We start from the raw sequence: 17,014 nt of genomic DNA, 5'->3' as shown, positions 1-17,014 counted from the left end.
AAAGGCTAAAGGCTAAAGGCTAAAGGCTAAAGGCTAAAGGCTAAAGGCTAAAGGCTAAAGGCTAAAGGCTAAAGGCTAAAAATTGAAATACCCCTTAAACTTAAATGCAAGCTTTTTTTGCCCTTCGTCTTTCGTCTTTCGCCCTTCGCCCTTCGCCCTTCGTCTTTCGCCTTTCCACCACTCAAATCCGAGTCGTCTGTGCGCGATTATACAAACTACACACTTGTTTCTTTGTTAATCAAAAAATAAACCGCCGGAATCACCAGCAACGAAAACAAAGTCGACGCAAAAATACCGAAGATAAAACTCCATGCCAGCCCGGAAAAGATCGGATCGAAGATAATCACAAACGCACCGAACATGGCCGCTCCGGCGGTCAAAAATATCGGACGCAAGCGTATCGCACCGGCTTCAATCAGGGCTTCCGCCAGCGTCACATCGGCACGGGCGCGAATACGTTCGATAAAATCGATCAGGATAATCGAATTGCGCACCACGATCCCCGCCAACGCAATCATACCGATCATCGCGGTGGCGGTAAAATAAATCGGGTTCGGGTAACCGGCAACAGGTGCAGCAAATAGGTTAAGCAGCCAGAAACCGGGCATGATGCCGATCACGGTCAGCGGAATGGCGATCATCATCACCAGCGGTACGCTCAGCGATCCGGTTTGCCCGACCAGCAGCACATAGATCATCACCAACGCGGCGGCGAAGGCCAAGCCAAGATCGCGAAACACATCGACGGTGATTTTCCATTCGCCCTCGCCCGCCAATTCGGCGGTATAGCCTTCCGGCAACGGGCGTTCGTCGAGCACGTCATTCAAATCGAAAACCGCTTCCACGGGGCTGCGTCCGGCCATTCCGGCAATCACGTAATTCACCCGTTGCAGGTTCTTGTGGAAAATAACCGGGTCTTCGTGTTCGATACTGGCGCTGCCTATTTCGCTTAACGGTATCAAAGCGCCCTGTCCGGTTTTAACGCGCAACGCCAGTAAATCGGCGACAGACGAGCGTAGTGCGCGGGGCAGTTGCAGGGTGATTTCCAGCGGTTGGCGTTCGCTGTCCAAATGAACGATGCCGACGTTCCGGCCTGCGGCGGCGATGCGCAAGGTTTGGGCAACTTGCTCGACGCTGATGCCGGATAGCGCGGCTTTTTCACGGTCCAGGTGAAAATGCACCTTGTCGTGCTGCGCTTCGGAAAAATCATCGACATCGACCACGCCTTCGGTTTTTTCCATATCGGCCCTGACCCGTTTGGAGACCGCGACCAAGCTGTCAATACTGGCTTCAGGCGGGCCGTAGACTTCGGCGACCAGATCGGAAAGCACCGGCGGCCCCGGTGGAATTTCTGTAATCTTGAGGTTTGCGCCGTATTGTTTACCGATCCGCTCTATTTCGGGCCGTATGCGCAACGCGATTTCGTGCGACTGCTGTTCGCGCCGGTCTTTAGCCAACAAATTGATCCTGACCTCGCCGACGTAACCGCCGCTACGCAAATAATAGTGGCGAACCATGCCGTTAAAGTCCATCGGCGCGGCAAGACCGGTGTAGGTTTGATAATCGGTGACTTCGTTGACGGTCGCAAGATAACTGCCCAGGGCGCGCGCGACTTCATCGGTCTGCTCCAGCGTCGAGCCGCGCGGCATGTCGATCATGATTTGCAGCTCGTTTTTATTGTCGAACGGCAATAACTTGAGCGGAACGGCTCGGGTAACCGCCAGCAGGGTCGAAGCCACAAAAGCCACCAGCACAATCAGCAAAAATAATTTGGCACGCCCCGAGGTTTCAAGCAAAGGCCCGAGTGCGGCGCGATAAGTCCGGTAGATGAAAGTCTGTTTAAGCTCCAACGGCGCTTCGTCGCTGTGACTGTGATATTCGCTTTGCAGCAGCTTGAAGCTCGCCCACGGCGTCACGGTAAAGGCGACGATCAACGAAACGATCATCGCTATCGGCACGTTGAAAGCCATCGGCGCCATGTACGGCCCCATCATGCCGGTGATGAAAAACATCGGCAGGAACGACACGATCACCGTGAAAGTCGCCAGAATGGTCGGCGGCCTGACTTCGTCGACCGCCGTCAACAACGCTTGCAGCGGCGATTCCTTGCGCAACTTATAGTGCCGGTGGATGTTTTCGACATCGACTATCGGATCGTCGACCAGCAGGCCCAACGACAGGATCAGCGCAAACAGGGTGACGCGGTTGATCGTGTAACCGGAAAGATAGTCCAGCAACAAGGTCAGCGCCAAGGTCATCGGCACGGCTATCGAAACGATAAACGACTCTTTGAGCCCCAGCGAAAAAGCCAGCAGCACCACGATAATCACGATCGCGAAACTCAAATGCTTAACCAGTTCGTTGACTTTATGGTTGGCGGTTTCGCCGTAATCGCGGCTGATGCTCATCAAGACATCTTCGGGGATCAGCGTGCCGTGCAGCTTTTCCGCCGTGGCGATAACAGCCTCGGCAACGTCGACGGCATTGCTGCCTTTACGTTTGGCGACGGCAATGGTGACCATCTGCCGTTCTTGCCCGGCTTGCGGCTTGTTACCGGCGGCTTTGCCAATCGTGGGCAAAGCATCGACGGCAGGGCCAAAGCCGATGCGGGTGTAATGATCGACATCGGCCGGGCCGTCTTCAATGCGCGCCACATCACGCAGGTAAACAGGCCGCCCCGCAACGCTCTTGATGACGGTCGCGCCCACTTCTTCGGATGATTCAAAATGCGGCCCGGCTTCGAGCAGGATTTCACGGTTGCCGCGTTCGATGCTGCCGACTTGCAGATTCACGTTGGCATCGGCCAGCGCCTGGGTTATTTCAAGCAATGTCACATCATGCGCGGCCAGTGCGGCGGGATTGGCGTAAATCGATACCCGCCGCTGTTCGCCGCCGACAACCCAACTTTTACCGACATCGCCGACGCTCCTAAGGGAAGTAATCAGCTCGTCGGCGATACGCCGCAAGGCCATCGAATCGTAATTATTGTTCTGCGCGGAAAGCGTCAGCAACACGATAGGCACGTTATCGATTTCGACCGGCGACACTTTCCAGTGCGTTACGCCCGGAGGGATCAGGTTCTGGTTGGACATCAGCCTGTCCCAGGTCTTGACCAAGCTGTCTTCAAAAGATTGGCCGACGAAATAACGCACGGTAACGACCGCCGCACCGGGCCTGGAAATGGAATAGACATATTCCACGCCTTCAAGCTGTTTGAGCAGAACCTCCAGCGGCGTGGACACCAGCTTTTCAACTTCCTCGCTGGACGCGCCCGGATATTCGACCAGCACATCCATAACCGGCACGACAATCTGCGGGTCTTCTTCGCGTGGCGTCAGGATTAGCGCCGCCGCTCCGGCCAACAGCGAAATAATCAGGAACAGTATCGACAGCTGGGAGGTGGTAAAGATTTCGACAATCTTAGTCGTCAATCCACGCTTGGGATTTTGGTTTTGCAGCTCGTCCATTATTGCGCCTGCTGCGGATCAGTTAAGACGGTTTCACCGGCGTGCAGGCCGGAAATGACTTCAATCTGCTCACCAAAGGCTTTGCCGGTTCTGATGTGGCGCATCTGTTGTCGGCCTTCCGATAAGACTTTGACGACTTCCAGCTGGCCGATGTGTTGCACGGCGTTGGCAGGGATCAATAAGGCTTCATGTTGACCGCAGGCTTGTTCCAGCCAGCCGAAATACCCCGGTTGCAGGCCTTCGATCGCAGGCAGCGCGACTTTAATCAGCTGCGTGCGGGTTTGCGGATCGACTTCGGGACTGATCTCGTCAATTTGCGCGCCGGTTGTTAGGTCTAAGGCATCGATACGCACGTTGACGTTCATACCGAGATTGTAACGCCCGGCGCAAGTGCTCGGCACGCCGGCCTCAAGCCTTAATTCCTGCGGTATTTGCAAAGTGACTACGGGTACGCCGGGCAGTCCCATATCGCCGGGTTCTTTAAGGCGCTTAACGATAACGCCGTCAAAAGGAGCGACTAACAGCGTATCGGCCAGATGGCTCCTGATTTCCGTTACAGCACTTGATGCCTGATTTGCACCGGCTTGCGCCTCTTTTGCCCTGGCGACGACCGCATCAAAGTTTTCTCGGGTTGCCGCCTCTTTGCTGTACAGGCTGCGGGTGCGTTGTTCGTCTGCTTGGGCGCGGTTGGCCTGGGCGTTGGCTCCGGCAAGCGCGGCAAGCGCGGCATTTTCCTGAGCCTTGATGTCACGCTCATCCAGGCGGGCTATAACATCGCCTTTTTTAACTTTGTCGCCCGCATTGACCTTGATCTCGATAATCCGGGCCGTCATTTTAGGGGCGATATTGGCAACGGTTCTCGACTTTACCGTGCCGGGCCAGGCAAGAATATCGTCAACCTGCTTCTTTTCGACTACAGCCGTGCTTATTTGGGCGTTTGAATCGCCGGGCAACGGACTTGATCCGGGCGACACTTTACCGACAAAACTGCCTTGCATATAAAGCAACAATAGGATCAAAGCAAAAACGGCAGCGGAAATAGTGACGATTTTATTGGTATTTTTGAATTCGATGTGTGACATGAGATTTCCTTTATTTCCAGTCGCCGACAGCTTTTTTCAATGCAGCCTCAGCACTCAAAGCATCGTAATGCGCTGCAATCGTATTGGCGTGAGCTTTATTCCTGGCAACTTCAGCTTCGATATAGCGGGTGACGGTGACTGTTTCCGCCCGCCTTTCCTCATTAACGAGCCTTAAGGCTTCGTTAGCAGCCAGCACGGATGCTTCGGTGACGCGCAAACGCGCCAAGGCTTCTTCAAGTTTTAAATGAGCGATCTTCACTTCCTGTTCAACAGCCAGCTTGGTTTTTCGCTCGGTTTCACGGGCTTCTGCGGCTTTACGTTCCGCAGCGCTGACGCGGTTTTTGGTTTCCAACCCGGAAAACAAAGCCATTTCAACGCTGACTCCGGCGGTGACATTGTCTTTGTCGCTGGAAAAACCGGGATTTTGGCTATCCTGGCCGTAACTCACATAAGCATCGGCTTTAGGCAAATAAGCGCCCTGCTCGCTTTTTAACTTGGCCTGAGCTATTTCTACCTGATTGGCGGCCGCTTTAACTTCCGGGCGTTGGGTCATTGCGAGTCCAAGCAGGTCGTTAAACGATGTTGTCAGTTTCGGTTCCGGTAATTTTGAAGATGCGGACGCAACCGTAAACGCTTGATCCGTTGGCAGACCGAGCAAGGTGGCGATGCCGGTTTTGGACAGCTCGATGCCGTTGGCTGCCCTGATCTCGGCGCTCTGCGCCTCAGCCAGCTGCACTTCCAGCGATAAAACATCGGATTTAAGTACGGTTCCCGCCTCGTACCTCAATTTTGTCTGCTTTAGCTCACTGGCGATTGCCAAAATGGAATCTTGGGCGACTTTATGCGCTTCCTGCGCGGCCAAGTAGGCGTAATATGAAGCGCTTACGGCTTCAATCAACGCATTGCGCACGGTTGAGCGCTCAAATTCAGCAGCGTCTATGCCCAGCTCCGCCGCTTTACTGTTCTGATAATCCTGCCCGCCGCGAAACAGCGACAGTTTTCCTATGATTTCTGGGCGGAAATTTTGCCGGTATCCGGGATTGTTGATGTTTTGATCGGCGCTGTATTGTCTTTGCGCCACAATCATCGAAAAGACTTGTGCGGGATTATTGGAATGCTCATAGCCGACTTTGGCGATAACTTGCGGATAAAACGCCGACAGGGCTACGCCTAATTGTGCTTCAGCCTGGCCGATGCGTTCCGTGGCGATTTGCAGGTCAGGGTTGTTGGATAATGCGTAATCAATGGCCTGATCCAGCGTAAAGGATTGGGCGACTGATTTTTCCGGCGCTACTTTATCGGCAGTTTTTTGAGACGACGGCTCCGCCAGGGCTGAACCGTTCGATAGCATGATTATCGGTAATAGAGTTAATGCCAGTTTGTTTTTAATGTCTTTAAGCATAATCTTCACGTACCTGTGCCAGGTTTAACAATACCCATTAAGGTTTTTTATTCACCACGAAGAGCACGAACGACTTGCATGGATGCAGGAGGTAGAGCAATGCATGGAGCAATTGCCGAGAGCACGAAGGATTATGTTTTTCGCTTCCCATTTAAGGATGGACAAAAGTGGGGCCTAACCTGATGTCCCTCTATAAATTGGTAACCTGTTTTTCTTCGTGCCTTCGTGGTGAAAAATAAACTACCCGCAATCAGAATGCACTGCCCGGCTTAACACCCAATTTTTTAAGTATGATTGCCATCGGGCAAAATCCCGTAAATGCCGATTGCAACAGGTTAGCGCCGACAAAAGCGGTGAACCATAACCATAATTCCGAATGATAATGCGCCAGCAGCAAACTGATCAAAATAAAGCTGCCGGCAACGGCGAAAACCACGCGATCAATAGTCATCTTACTTTCCTTTTAACCGGACTACGCCTATTAATTTGAGCATTGCTCTTTCATAAAAAGGCTCACTGATGCCTTTGCGTATCTTACGCATGAAATATTTCTCGAAAATGATTTTAGCCAGATGCACCCATTTACCTTCGGCCGACCAGGTGACGTTACGCGGTGGGATTTGCGGCTTGGCTAGAAACGCCACCCCGGAATCGCCAAAATCGGCCAGACATAAAGCGTTCAGCGTTGCTTTGTGCGTCGGCTCTTTGCCGGCCAATTCATCAGCAATATTATGCGCGGTGGCGGTCACCATCGATTCGATCATATAGCCTGTTTTGGGCGCGCCAACCGGTACCGGCGTCGGTTCAATAGGCGGTATCGCAATGCAAACGCCGACGGAATAGATATTTTTAAAGGTACGATTGCGCTGGTGCTCATCGACTAAAACAAAACCACGCGGATTGACCAAGCCTTCAACGCCGACATTGCGCACTGCGTCAACGCCGGTAAAAGCCGGCAACATCATTGAATGTTTAAACGGCAGCTCATGTTTTTTCTTGTCTTTTCCGTCATCATCGACTTCAGTAACAAACATCATGCCGGGCTCGATTTTGTCGACCTTGGCGTTGGTTATCCATTTGATGGTCTTGTCACGCAAGGCGCTTTCCAGCATACCTTTGGTATCCCCGACACCGCCCAGGCCCAAATGGCCTATATAAGGTTCTGCGGTAACAAAAGTCATCGGCACTTGGTCGCGAATATTCTTTTTGCGTAACTCCGCTTCGAGAATCATTAAATATTCATACGCGGGGCCGTAGCAGGATGCGCCCTGAACCGCGCCGATCACAATCGGGCCTGGATTTTCCATGAACTTTTCCCAGTCTCCGACCGCAACCGCCGCATGATCGACATGACAAACCGATGAGGTATAACCGTCCGGGCCTAAACCGGGAACTTCGTCGAAGGCCAGACGCGGCCCTGTCGCAATGACCAGGAAATCGTAAGGAACAGCTGAGCCATCTTCCAGCTGCACCTGATTATTCACCGGATCGACTTTCGACGCCGCTTTTTGGATGAATTCTATGCCTTTCTTTTTCATCACCGGAGCCAACTCAATCTTTAAGTCCTCCGGTTTACGCCATTTGGGCGGAACCCAGGGATTTGACGGAACAAAATGGAAGGTCGGCGTATCGGAAATCACGATCACATCATGATTTTTTCCTACCGTTTCCTTCATTTCGTAGGCCATTGGTACGCCGCCAATGCCTGCACCTAAAATTACAATACGCGCCATGATACTCTCCTCATTCGATGTTATTACTGCATGCCTTGTGTTTTGCAATTGCCTTGGAGTGCTCTGCAACCTTTAACCGGTACAAACTGAGCAGCAAAAATAAACCGTAACCGATCAGGCAAAAGTACCGAAAAACTTAAAAAATAACTTTGTATATTAGGAAACATTAATAGACAATAACACAACCCAATCTTAGCACACAAGATTAATTGTTAGGGTAAAAACAAACTTAAAGTTTGTATTGTTTCTCCAAGTGTAATTTGTTCTAATCCAAGTTGCATTGGTTTACTTTGTTTTCAACGCCATTCATCTCAAGTTCTGATCTACAGAACTGCAACCCATAGGGGAAATTTATGATTTCAGAAGCCGTGGTTGATTTATCCCGCTGGCAGTTTGCAGCAACTTCTCTATACCATTTTCTGTTTGTTCCGTTGACATTAGGCTTGTCGTTTCTACTGGCGATTATGGAATCGACCTATGTGATGACCGGCAAGGAAATTTACAAGGATATGACCCAGTTCTGGGGGAAACTGTTCGGCATCAATTTCGCGCTGGGCGTCACCACCGGCTTGACCATGGAATTTCAATTCGGCATGAACTGGTCGTATTTCTCGCATTATGTCGGCGATATTTTCGGCGCGCCGCTTGCGATCGAAGGCTTGATGGCGTTTTTCCTGGAATCCACCTTTGTCGGCCTGTTTTTCTTTGGCTGGGACAAGCTAGGCAAAGGACAACATTTGCTGGTGACCTGGCTGGTTGCATTGGGAACCAACTTATCCGCCTTGTGGATTCTGGTCGCCAACGGTTGGATGCAAAACCCGGTCGGCGCGGAGTTTAACTATGAAACCATGCGCATGGAAATTTCCAGCTTTGCCGATCTGTTATTTAACCCGGCCGCTCAGGTTAAATTCGTCCATACCGTTGCCGCAGGCTACACCACGGCTTCCGTTTTCGTTCTGGGCATCAGCGCTTATTACATGCTCAAGGGCCGCGATGCGGCTTTTGCGCAACGCTCTTATACCATCGCCGCCGGTTTTGGCCTGGCTGCGATCCTGTCGGTCATCGTGTTGGGCGATGAAAGCGGCTATACCGACGGCGAAGTGCAAAAAGCCAAACTGGCGGCTATTGAAGCCGAATGGCACACTGTAGAACCGCCCGCCGCATTTACCGTCATCGGCATACCCGACCAGGAAACGATGGAAACCCATTACGCAATAAAGATTCCCTGGGTATTGGGCTTGATCGGAACCCGTTCCATCGATGAGCCGATTACCGGTTTGTCGGAAATACTGGAAAAAAACCGCCAGCGCATTCGTGACGGCATCAAGGCCTACTCATTGCTGCAACAATTAAGACAGGGTAGCAAAGACCCGATTGTCCGTGCCGAGTTCGACCACTACAAGCAGGACCTGGGTTACGGCCTGTTGCTCAAGCGCTATACCGAAAACGTGGTCGATGCGACCGATCAGCAAATAGAACAAGCGGTGCAATATTCGATACCCCGAGTCGTGCCTCTATTTTGGACCTTCCGAATCATGGTGGCTTGCGGCTTCATCATGCTGGCGATATTTATTTTTGCGGTCATAGCCAGCTCGATTCGTAAATGCAGGCAGAACTGGCTGTTGCGTTCCAGCCTTTATATTATGCCCTTACCCTGGATTGCCTCTGAAATGGGTTGGTTCGTAGCCGAATTCGGTCGTCAACCCTGGACTATTGCGGAAATCTTACCGACCTTCTTGAGCACATCATCCCTAACCGAACTGGACATATACCTGAGCCTGGCAGGCTACATCGGCTTATATACGGTATTTTTGATCATCGAAATGTTCCTGATGCTCAAGTTTATCAAGTTAGGCCCCAGCAGCCTGCATAAAGGCCGTTACCATTTTGAAATCGCCACTGGAGCATCACTATGATTTTCGATTATGAAACCCTGCGCCTGATCTGGTGGGCTTTGTTAGGCGCGTTACTGATCGGCTTTGCCATTACCGACGGCTTTGACCTGGGCGTGGCGGTCCTGTTGCCCTTTTTAGGCAAAAACGACACCGAACGCCGCGTGATTATCAATTCCATCGGAGCGACCTGGGAAGGCAACCAGATTTGGCTGGTAACCGGCGGCGGCGCGTTGTTTGCGGCTTGGCCTCTCGCCTATTCCGTGGCGTTTTCGGGATTTTATTTCGCCTTGCTGCTGACCTTGTTCGCGTTATTCTTAAGACCGATAGGCTTTGATTACCGCAGCAAACTGCCCAGCCCAAAATGGCGCAGCAACTGGGATATTGCGTTGTTTGTCGGCGGATTGGTGCCGGCGCTGATTTTCGGCGTGGCGTTCGGCAACTTGTTGCAAGGCGTGCCGTTCCACTTCGATAACGATATGCGTATTTTTTATACCGGTTCGTTCTGGGCCTTATTAAACCCTTTTGCGTTGGCGGCAGGGGTGGTTAGCTTATCGATGCTGGTTATGCATGGTGCGGTCTATTTGCAGCTAAAAACCGAGGGCGACATTAACCGGCGCAGTAAAACAGTAGTCACTGTTGCTGCAATCATAACGTTGGCCATTTTTGCTGTGGCAGGCCTCTGGGTCGCCAATATTGACGGTTACCATATCACCAGTGAAATTATCCCTAACGCACCGTCCAACCCATTAGCCAAAATAGTGTCCAAAGAACCGGGATTATGGCTGGATAACTATGCTCATTGCCCTATGTTGTGGGTTATTCCTGCACTGGCTTTTATCGCCGGAGCGGCAACCATCGTGCTGTCAAAAGCCGACCGCACGGGTCTAGCGTTTATAAGCAGCTCATTAACCTTGGCTTCGGTTATTTTAACGGCGGGCGTATCGATGTTTCCGTTCCTGATTCCGTCAAGCTCTGCTTTGAACAGTTCCTTAACCGTGTGGGACGCCAGTTCCAGCCTCACCACCTTAAAAATCATGTTCGGAGTGACGGTAATTTTCTTACCCATCGTTGTTGCTTACACCACTTGGGTATTCCGTGTATTGCGCGGCAAAATCACGCTGGAACACATTCAACAAAACGATCATACGGCTTATTAGGAGATTGCTATGTGGTATTTCACCTGGATACTTGGATTATTGCTGGCCTGCTCGTTGGGCATCATCAACGTGCTGCGGCTGGAAGCTCAAGAAACATGGGATAGAGAACATATCCCCTTAGACCCGTTAACCCAGTTAATGACCAAGGACATGATGCTGGGACGGTTAAAGGAAAAAGTCGAGAACTCCAAACGCAACGGTTTTCCTTTTTCCATTCTCTTTATCAGCTTAAAGGATTTTAAAGCTAAAAATAATTTACCCGCTTTTGAAATGGACGCCATCTTACGCAACGTGGCCGACTGTTTTCAAGGAGACATCAGGGCGGGCGTCGATATTGCGGCAAGAATGGATGAACAGGATTTTCTTATCGCGATGCCGGGTTCTCCATTGAAAAAAGCCGAGGAAATCGCGGCACAAATTAAAAATGAGATTTCAAAATGTATTAAAGCACCCGGCCTGGCTGTTGAAATAGCTACAGGAGTTGCGGAATATTCCGCACCCTCTGAAGAATCGGCAGCAACAACGGACGAAGTGGATGAATTGATCAGAATTGCAACGGCAAAAAGCGGCTCATAAATTAAATTCCAGCCTTTTAACAATGCGGCGGCAGAAGCACGCATCGCGGACGGGTTCACAACAACCCGTCCGTTTTAAGGTAACCTCATTGGACGATTATTCATGCGTAATAAAACCATTCTGATTCATAAATTCGGCGACATACTGGTCGACAGTTTTCACTATCTCGCATTATTCGGCATCGGCGCCACAATAGTCTGGTCAGCTGTTCATGATTATTTGGACATGATGCGGGCGGGGCACGCTCGTTTGGAAGAGATACTGCTGTTATTCATTTATCTTGAATTAGGCGCGATGGTCGGCACTTATTTTAAAACGCGTCGGCTGCCGGTACAGTTTCTGATTTATATCGCCATCACTGCATTATCACGCCATTTAGTCATTGATGTGCAAAAAGTAGCGGATATTTTCCATCTTTATTTATTGCTTAGCATAACCGTCTCGATTGCCATACTCAGCGGTTCTATCTTGATATTGTCTTACACTGCCAAACATTACGGTTGCCCCGAAGACAGTGAAATTAAAGACGAAAAGTAGAAACCTGTTTCGATTTATTTGTACGATTCATACAAAACGCCCCGTTCCATACTATAAACCACATCGACCACCCAATCCGGCCTCTCGGTGAGTCACCATGATCACGGTTTTATCCCTGGCAAAATCCGCCAACGCTGTAAATACATCCCGCTCCGTATCACCATCCAAGCCTTCGGTCGGTTCATCCAGGATTAATACCGGCGCATTTTTAAGATAAAGCCGCGCCAAGGCGATACGCCGCGCCACCCCTCCCGACACTTAACCGATAAAGCTCTCCAACCCTGCGGCCTTAACGGCAGCATTCAGTTAATGTAGGCGGGCGACAGCTTTTCGTTGCCCGACATTTTAACGCCAGAAGATGGAACGGCGGCGGTTAAGCCCAAAATTCGTCATCTTATTGAAGCTTGAGAGCGTCGGGCATAAACAGCATGCCCGTATCTACGGAACTAATAAATCGAAGTATGATTGTGATGGTTCGTAACGAGTAAGAATATGCCTGCCATATAAATATGATTTTCTTATGTCTTCAACAGGATAATTGATTAATAATTCATGTAATCCTTTTGCTTTATTATTTCCTTCGACGTCAATAATTGCATGATTTGAAATAGTAAGATTATTAAGATCAAATGGAATATGATCAATATCTGATTGAACATCTTCTGTTTTCTTGAACTCCAAAATTGTTTCTATTATTTCAAAATTAATAGTTTGATGAAGCGTTGTCATATTTTATTTTCTGCAAGTTACAAGTTCAATTGAACCAGAAATCTTGATGCCTGGAAATAAAGGGGCAGGTCTTGCCTTGTGCATTTTTGTTTTTTGAGGAGATAAACCCCATACTTCGTATTATCAAATCATACCAGCTCATGTTTGATACACCTCATCATGACTACCCACATTAACCAAAATAATTTCCTGTTCGGTGATGATCATTTCCAGAGTTATCCGATAGCTGATATTGATCGATACCGAGTGCAAAGCCGCCAACTTGCCTTTTAGAGGATGCAGTCGCAGTGACGGATGGTAAGAATTTTGGGCCAGCAACAGCAAGGTTTTGCGGTATTGCTCTTTCAATTCGGGGTGTTGCCGTGCAAAGCGCTTGGCGCGTTTTTTATAGCTGTCGGTAAAGATTAAGGTGTAGCTCATTCGGCGAATAGTTCGGCTACATGTTGATCCACGCTGTCTTTGCTGAACCGGCCCGCTGCAACATCCTGTTGCGCCTCATATAGCGCTGCTTCCAGTTCCATTTCGCGCAGATAATGGTAATGTTCGATTTTCATCACCACGAAGCTTTCTTTGCCGCGCACGGTTATAACGGCTTCCGGCTGATTCGCAAGGCTCTCTTCTAAACAGGCGATGCCTTTGGTTTTTAAGTCGTTTGCTGTAATCATTTTAATCACCCGATAAATAGTGCGATTGACTATATTCTTGAGAGCATTGTTTGTCAAATACCCCCTGTAAAAGTAAAAAGTTACAACTCCCGCAAAACGCCCTGCTCCATGCCATAGACCACATCGACTAAGCCTAAGCCGGCCTCACGGTGAGTCACCATGATCACTGTCTTGTCCCTGGCAAAATCCGCCAACGCTGTGAATACATCCCGTTCCGTATCGGCGTCCAAGCCTTCGGTCGGTTCATCCAAGACCAATACCGGCGCATTCTTAAGATAAAGCCGCGCCAAGGCGATACGCCGCGCTTCCCCTCCCGACACTTTCACGCCGCTTTCGCCTACCCAGGTATCAAGACCTTCCGGTAGATAAGCGATAAAGTTTTCCAGTCCGGCGGCTTTAATCGCAGCATTCAATTCTGTTGCCGAGGCGTCCGGTTTGGAAATCAATAGGTTTTCTTTAATAGTCGCGGCAAACAATTGGCTGCGCTGGGACAACACGCCGAAACAGCTCATCAACTCATCGGAATCGAATTGCTTGATATTTTGTCCGCCTAATAACACACTGCCCTGCTCTGGATCGTAGTAACGCATGATCAGCTGCAACAAGGTGGTCTTGCCCGAGCCGCTAGGGCCGACGATGGCGATTTTACCGCCCTGCGGAATAGTCAGGTTGATGTTTTTCAGCACCCGGTCCTGCTGATCCGAATAGCGAAAGCTCACATCGTTTAACTGCAAACCATAACTGTCCGGCAATGCTATTGCCTGAGTTGGTGGGATAATTGTCGGCGGCATTTCTGTAATCTGCCTGATACGCCGCGCGGCTTTTTGGGTTTTCGCCAGCATTTGCATGGCTTGCGGCAACGGCGTCACCAGCTCGAAAGCCGCTATCACGCAAAAGACAACCAACGCGGAATCCGCTCCCGATAACAGGCCGTCTTGAAATGCAATCGCCGCAAGCACCAGCGCCATCAATAATGTCACCTGCGACAGCAATAAGGTGAATGCCGATGAAACCGCCGACAAACGGTTGTTCCGGCGCTGGATGTCGATCATCAAATCGGAAAACTGCCCGAGCTTATCGCTAAATCGCCCGTAAGCCCGGTTGGCGATCAAATCCGCCAAGCCTTGGATCATATCGAGCTGCCGAATCCTGAAGTTTGCGGCCAATACGACGATTTCTTCCGCTCCTGCACGTCCCAGACGGTTAAAAACCCACGGCGTCCACACCGAAGCAATCACCAGCATCAAGCCGGTAGCCAAACTGATGACCGGCGCATAAAAAGCCAAAAAGACGGTAACGGCGGTTACGCCGATTGCCGCAACAATGGCTGGGGCCAACAATCGCAAATAAAGCGCGTCCAAAGCGTCAATATCCGCCGTCATCCGTGACAGCAAATCGCCGCTGCGCATAGCCGACAAACGACCCGGAACCAGCGGAATAAGCTGCCGGAAAAACCAGCTGCGTATGCCCGCCAATACCCGGAAAGTCGCCTCGTGGGTCACTACCCGCTCGCCGTAACGGCCCAACGTGCGGCTGATCGCCAAAGCGCGTATTTGCGCGGCGGGCAGCATAAAATTGAAGACCAGCGTATTGCCGTCAACAGCGACCAATCCGGCTATCGCCGAAGCGCTGATAAACCAGCCTGACAGTGTCAGTAACGCGACAGAGGCGAATGCGGTCAGCAATGACAGAAAAATACCGCCTGATAACCAGGTGCTATGCGGTTTGAATAATTTCAGGAAAAACCATAAATCTTTCATAGCGCCAGCCGCCCTTGCTGCAATGCTATCCGCCTGTCCATACGCTGAACCACGTCCGGGTCATGGCTGGCGATGATCAGAGTTTTATCGGCAAACAATCGGTCGATCACATCCAACAGCAGCGCTTTGTTGGCGGCATCGAGATTGGCGCTCGGTTCATCCAGCAGGATAATGTCGGCATTCTTTAAAAACGCCCTGGCCAGCGCGATTCTTTGCACTTGTCCGCCTGACAAACCATAGCCCCGCTCGCCAATCGGGGTCAGCAAGCCTTCCGGCAATTGCGCGCTGAATTCGGTCACTCCGGCCGCCTGCGCAGCATCAATAACGCGTTGTTCTGATGCATCCGGGTCGGTCAGCGCGATATTGTCTTTGATCGTGCCGTGGAAGATATAGGCGTTTTGCCCCACCCAGGCAATGGCTTTTGCGGCACACTCACGGTTAACGGGTAAGCCGTTAAGCAATACCCGGCCTTCTGTTGCCGCCTCAAAACCCAATAACAGATTTAAAAGCGTCGTTTTTCCGGCGCCCGATTCGCCGACCAACGCAATTTTTTCACCGGCTGCAATGCGCAGATTGATGCCGGTTAAGACCTGCCGCTTGCCGTAAGATTTACTGACATTGTTAAATTCGATGAGATTCGCTAGTTCCCAAACTCCAGCTTGGGAACTAGGTGAGGGAAGCTCCAGCTTCCCGTCTCGCGAAGCTGCGACTTGCATGGATGCAGGAGGTAGAGCAACGCAGGAGCGGTTGTCGAGAGCCTCGCCCTCTGGGTTCCCAAGCTGAAGCTTGGGAACCAGCGTACCCGCATCGGCATCTTGCTCCAGTATTACCAAGATTGCATCAGTCGCGCCCAAAGCCGCGGCCCGGTCATGATAATTGATCGCCAATTGCCTGAGCGGCATAAAGAACTCGGGGGCCAGCAGCAGCACGAACAGCGCTTCACTTAAACTGATATGCTCGGCCGGGCCGAAATGAACCAGTCCCAACAAGCCCAGCCCGACATACACCGCCACCAGCGCAACCGCAACCGCACTGAAAAACTCCAGAATCGCCGACGATAAAAACGCGATTCGCAATACCGCCATGGTTTTTTCCCGAAAACCGTCGGCGATCTTGTTGATGTTGGCTAACTCTTGTGTAGCTTGGCCGAACAGCTTAAGTGTTTCCAATCCTTGTAAACGATCGAGAAAATAACCGCTCATTCTCGCCATCGCCAAAAACTGGCTGCGGTTTGCGGAGGCGGCACCCATGCCGACTAAGGCCATGAAAACCGGCACCAGCGGCCCGGTCACTAAAAAGATCAACCCGACCACCCAGTTGACCGGCATGACCACGCCAATCATGATCAGCGGCAATACCCCGACTATCATTTGCTGCGGCAAATAACGCGAAAAATAATTTTCCAGCGCGTCAACTTGCTCCAACGTAATGGCCGCGAGTTCGCCGCTTTGGCGTTGCTTGATCGCGGCGGCCCCCAACGCTGAAAACTGGTCGAACAACTGCTGTCTTACCGACGCCCTGACTTGCGCTCCGGCATCAACCCCCCAGGTTTGATGCAAATACACGCACACGCTACGCAGGACGAAAACCGCGGCCAGCACCATGAATGGCGTCATTAAAGACGCCCACGGCAGCTTGTCGATAATGACGGCTTGCAGTATAAAGGCCAGCGCTGCCGATTGGACAATCACGCCCAAACCGTTGGCAATGCCCGCAGTAGCGGCCAATAAAACAGGCTTGCGGACGGCTTTGCCTTGCCCTTTTAACCAAGCGGCACAGGCTTTCTCCCTGGCTTTGTTTTTATCGAAATAGGCTTGATTGTCTGTTTCTGTCAGCTGCACTGGTTTTGCCACTTGTTTTGTTGAAAGACAAGCATAACACAGCGGCTTTGCATCTAGCGTCACTGCCACTAAGGATCGTGCATGAAATAACTTTTATTTTTAAACCATGAAGCGCATGAAGGACATGAAGGATTTAAGTCGTCATGTCCTTCATGCGCTTCATGGTGATT

The 17,014-nt window shown here is 50.9% G+C and carries 15 protein-coding genes; 4 read left to right on the top strand and 11 right to left on the bottom strand.

Going from position 1 to position 17,014, the window contains the following annotated elements; genetic code table 11:
• Positions 1 to 215: 215 nt before the first annotated feature.
• The 5 genes from V3O24_RS00500 to V3O24_RS00480 all read right to left on the bottom strand — a co-directional run bounded on the left by V3O24_RS00500 (position 216) and on the right by V3O24_RS00480 (position 7,684).
• Positions 216 to 3,467: an efflux RND transporter permease subunit gene (locus V3O24_RS00500; RefSeq protein WP_331305661.1), complete on the bottom strand. Its 3,252-nt coding sequence runs from the start codon at positions 3,465 to 3,467 to the stop codon at positions 216 to 218.
• Positions 3,467 to 4,549 (bottom strand): efflux RND transporter periplasmic adaptor subunit, encoded by a 1,083-nt coding sequence (locus V3O24_RS00495; protein WP_331305660.1) that lies wholly within the window; start codon positions 4,547 to 4,549, stop codon positions 3,467 to 3,469. Before V3O24_RS00495 ends, V3O24_RS00500 begins: the two co-directional genes overlap by 1 nt.
• A 10-nt stretch (positions 4,550 to 4,559) precedes the next feature.
• Entirely contained in the window at positions 4,560 to 5,951 is a 1,392-nt protein-coding gene (locus V3O24_RS00490; protein ID WP_331305658.1) for a TolC family protein, read from the bottom strand.
• A gap of 250 nt (positions 5,952 to 6,201) precedes the next feature.
• Complete coding sequence (locus V3O24_RS00485) at positions 6,202 to 6,402, bottom strand: DUF2892 domain-containing protein (RefSeq protein WP_104429437.1); 201 nt, start codon at positions 6,400 to 6,402, stop codon at positions 6,202 to 6,204.
• Position 6,403: 1 nt separating this feature from the next.
• The gene (locus V3O24_RS00480) at positions 6,404 to 7,684 is read right to left on the bottom strand and encodes an FAD/NAD(P)-binding oxidoreductase (protein WP_104423930.1); all 1,281 of its coding nucleotides are present in this window, start codon (positions 7,682 to 7,684) and stop codon (positions 6,404 to 6,406) included.
• Positions 7,685 to 8,037: 353 nt separating this feature from the next.
• Between V3O24_RS00480 and V3O24_RS00475 the strand changes: the two genes are divergently transcribed.
• From V3O24_RS00475 to V3O24_RS00455, 4 genes are all read left to right on the top strand, one after another.
• Complete coding sequence (locus V3O24_RS00475; protein ID WP_104423931.1) at positions 8,038 to 9,600, top strand: cytochrome ubiquinol oxidase subunit I; 1,563 nt, start codon at positions 8,038 to 8,040, stop codon at positions 9,598 to 9,600.
• Positions 9,600 to 10,736, top strand: a complete 1,137-nt coding sequence (cydB, locus tag V3O24_RS00470; RefSeq protein ID WP_348529987.1) for a cytochrome d ubiquinol oxidase subunit II — start codon at positions 9,600 to 9,602, stop codon at positions 10,734 to 10,736. The genes V3O24_RS00475 and cydB overlap by 1 nt, the downstream gene beginning before the upstream one ends.
• Before the next feature lie 9 nt (positions 10,737 to 10,745).
• The gene (gene cydX / locus V3O24_RS00460; protein WP_104424078.1) at positions 10,746 to 11,312 is read left to right on the top strand and encodes a cytochrome bd-I oxidase subunit CydX; all 567 of its coding nucleotides are present in this window, start codon (positions 10,746 to 10,748) and stop codon (positions 11,310 to 11,312) included.
• A 102-nt stretch (positions 11,313 to 11,414) separates the two neighbouring features.
• Complete coding sequence (locus tag V3O24_RS00455) at positions 11,415 to 11,849, top strand: phosphate-starvation-inducible PsiE family protein (RefSeq protein WP_104423933.1); 435 nt, start codon at positions 11,415 to 11,417, stop codon at positions 11,847 to 11,849.
• 51 nt (positions 11,850 to 11,900) lie between these two features.
• Here V3O24_RS00455 and V3O24_RS00450 read toward each other — a convergent pair whose 3' ends face one another.
• The 6 genes from V3O24_RS00450 to cydD form a co-directional block, all read right to left on the bottom strand.
• Positions 11,901 to 12,095 (bottom strand): hypothetical protein, encoded by a 195-nt coding sequence (locus tag V3O24_RS00450; RefSeq protein ID WP_331305653.1) that lies wholly within the window; start codon positions 12,093 to 12,095, stop codon positions 11,901 to 11,903.
• A 192-nt stretch (positions 12,096 to 12,287) separates the two neighbouring features.
• Complete coding sequence (locus V3O24_RS00445; protein ID WP_331305650.1) at positions 12,288 to 12,578, bottom strand: hypothetical protein; 291 nt, start codon at positions 12,576 to 12,578, stop codon at positions 12,288 to 12,290.
• A gap of 138 nt (positions 12,579 to 12,716) precedes the next feature.
• The gene (locus V3O24_RS00440) at positions 12,717 to 12,998 is read right to left on the bottom strand and encodes a type II toxin-antitoxin system YafQ family toxin (protein ID WP_331305649.1); all 282 of its coding nucleotides are present in this window, start codon (positions 12,996 to 12,998) and stop codon (positions 12,717 to 12,719) included.
• A complete protein-coding gene (locus tag V3O24_RS00435) occupies positions 12,995 to 13,243 on the bottom strand; it encodes a type II toxin-antitoxin system Phd/YefM family antitoxin (protein ID WP_331305648.1) in 249 nt (82 codons plus the stop codon). The genes V3O24_RS00440 and V3O24_RS00435 overlap by 4 nt, the downstream gene beginning before the upstream one ends.
• A gap of 80 nt (positions 13,244 to 13,323) precedes the next feature.
• On the bottom strand, positions 13,324 to 15,003 hold the full coding sequence (cydC, locus tag V3O24_RS00430) for a thiol reductant ABC exporter subunit CydC (protein WP_331305647.1): 1,680 nt from the start codon (positions 15,001 to 15,003) through the stop codon (positions 13,324 to 13,326).
• Positions 15,000 to 16,844, bottom strand: a complete 1,845-nt coding sequence (gene cydD, locus V3O24_RS00425) for a thiol reductant ABC exporter subunit CydD (RefSeq protein WP_331305646.1) — start codon at positions 16,842 to 16,844, stop codon at positions 15,000 to 15,002. The genes cydC and cydD overlap by 4 nt, the downstream gene beginning before the upstream one ends.
• Positions 16,845 to 17,014: the final 170 nt, after the last annotated feature.

It is taken from the genome of Methylobacter sp. Wu8 (assembly GCF_036440755.1).
In the GTDB taxonomy this organism is placed as follows: Bacteria; Pseudomonadota; Gammaproteobacteria; order Methylococcales; family Methylomonadaceae; genus Methylobacter_A; species Methylobacter_A tundripaludum_A.
Note: the sequence above shows the minus strand (reverse complement) of the source record. Positions and strands in the feature narration are given on the sequence as shown.

Bases quoted from the DNA above. Each gene is read 5' to 3' on its own strand.
- V3O24_RS00435 (WP_331305648.1), bottom strand. From the start codon at position 13,243: ATGATTACAGCAAACGACTTAAAAACCAAAGGCATCGCCTGTTTAGAA.
- V3O24_RS00490 (WP_331305658.1), bottom strand. From the start codon at position 5,951: ATGCTTAAAGACATTAAAAACAAACTGGCATTAACTCTATTACCGATA.
- V3O24_RS00445 (WP_331305650.1), bottom strand. From the start codon at position 12,578: ATGACAACGCTTCATCAAACTATTAATTTTGAAATAATAGAAACAATT.
- cydX (WP_104424078.1), top strand. From the start codon at position 10,746: ATGTGGTATTTCACCTGGATACTTGGATTATTGCTGGCCTGCTCGTTG.
- V3O24_RS00475 (WP_104423931.1), top strand. From the start codon at position 8,038: ATGATTTCAGAAGCCGTGGTTGATTTATCCCGCTGGCAGTTTGCAGCA.
- V3O24_RS00495 (WP_331305660.1), bottom strand. From the start codon at position 4,549: ATGTCACACATCGAATTCAAAAATACCAATAAAATCGTCACTATTTCC.
- cydC (WP_331305647.1), bottom strand. From the start codon at position 15,003: ATGAAAGATTTATGGTTTTTCCTGAAATTATTCAAACCGCATAGCACC.
- V3O24_RS00485 (WP_104429437.1), bottom strand. From the start codon at position 6,402: ATGACTATTGATCGCGTGGTTTTCGCCGTTGCCGGCAGCTTTATTTTG.
- V3O24_RS00455 (WP_104423933.1), top strand. From the start codon at position 11,415: ATGCGTAATAAAACCATTCTGATTCATAAATTCGGCGACATACTGGTC.
- V3O24_RS00480 (WP_104423930.1), bottom strand. From the start codon at position 7,684: ATGGCGCGTATTGTAATTTTAGGTGCAGGCATTGGCGGCGTACCAATG.
- V3O24_RS00440 (WP_331305649.1), bottom strand. From the start codon at position 12,998: ATGAGCTACACCTTAATCTTTACCGACAGCTATAAAAAACGCGCCAAG.
- V3O24_RS00500 (WP_331305661.1), bottom strand. From the start codon at position 3,467: ATGGACGAGCTGCAAAACCAAAATCCCAAGCGTGGATTGACGACTAAG.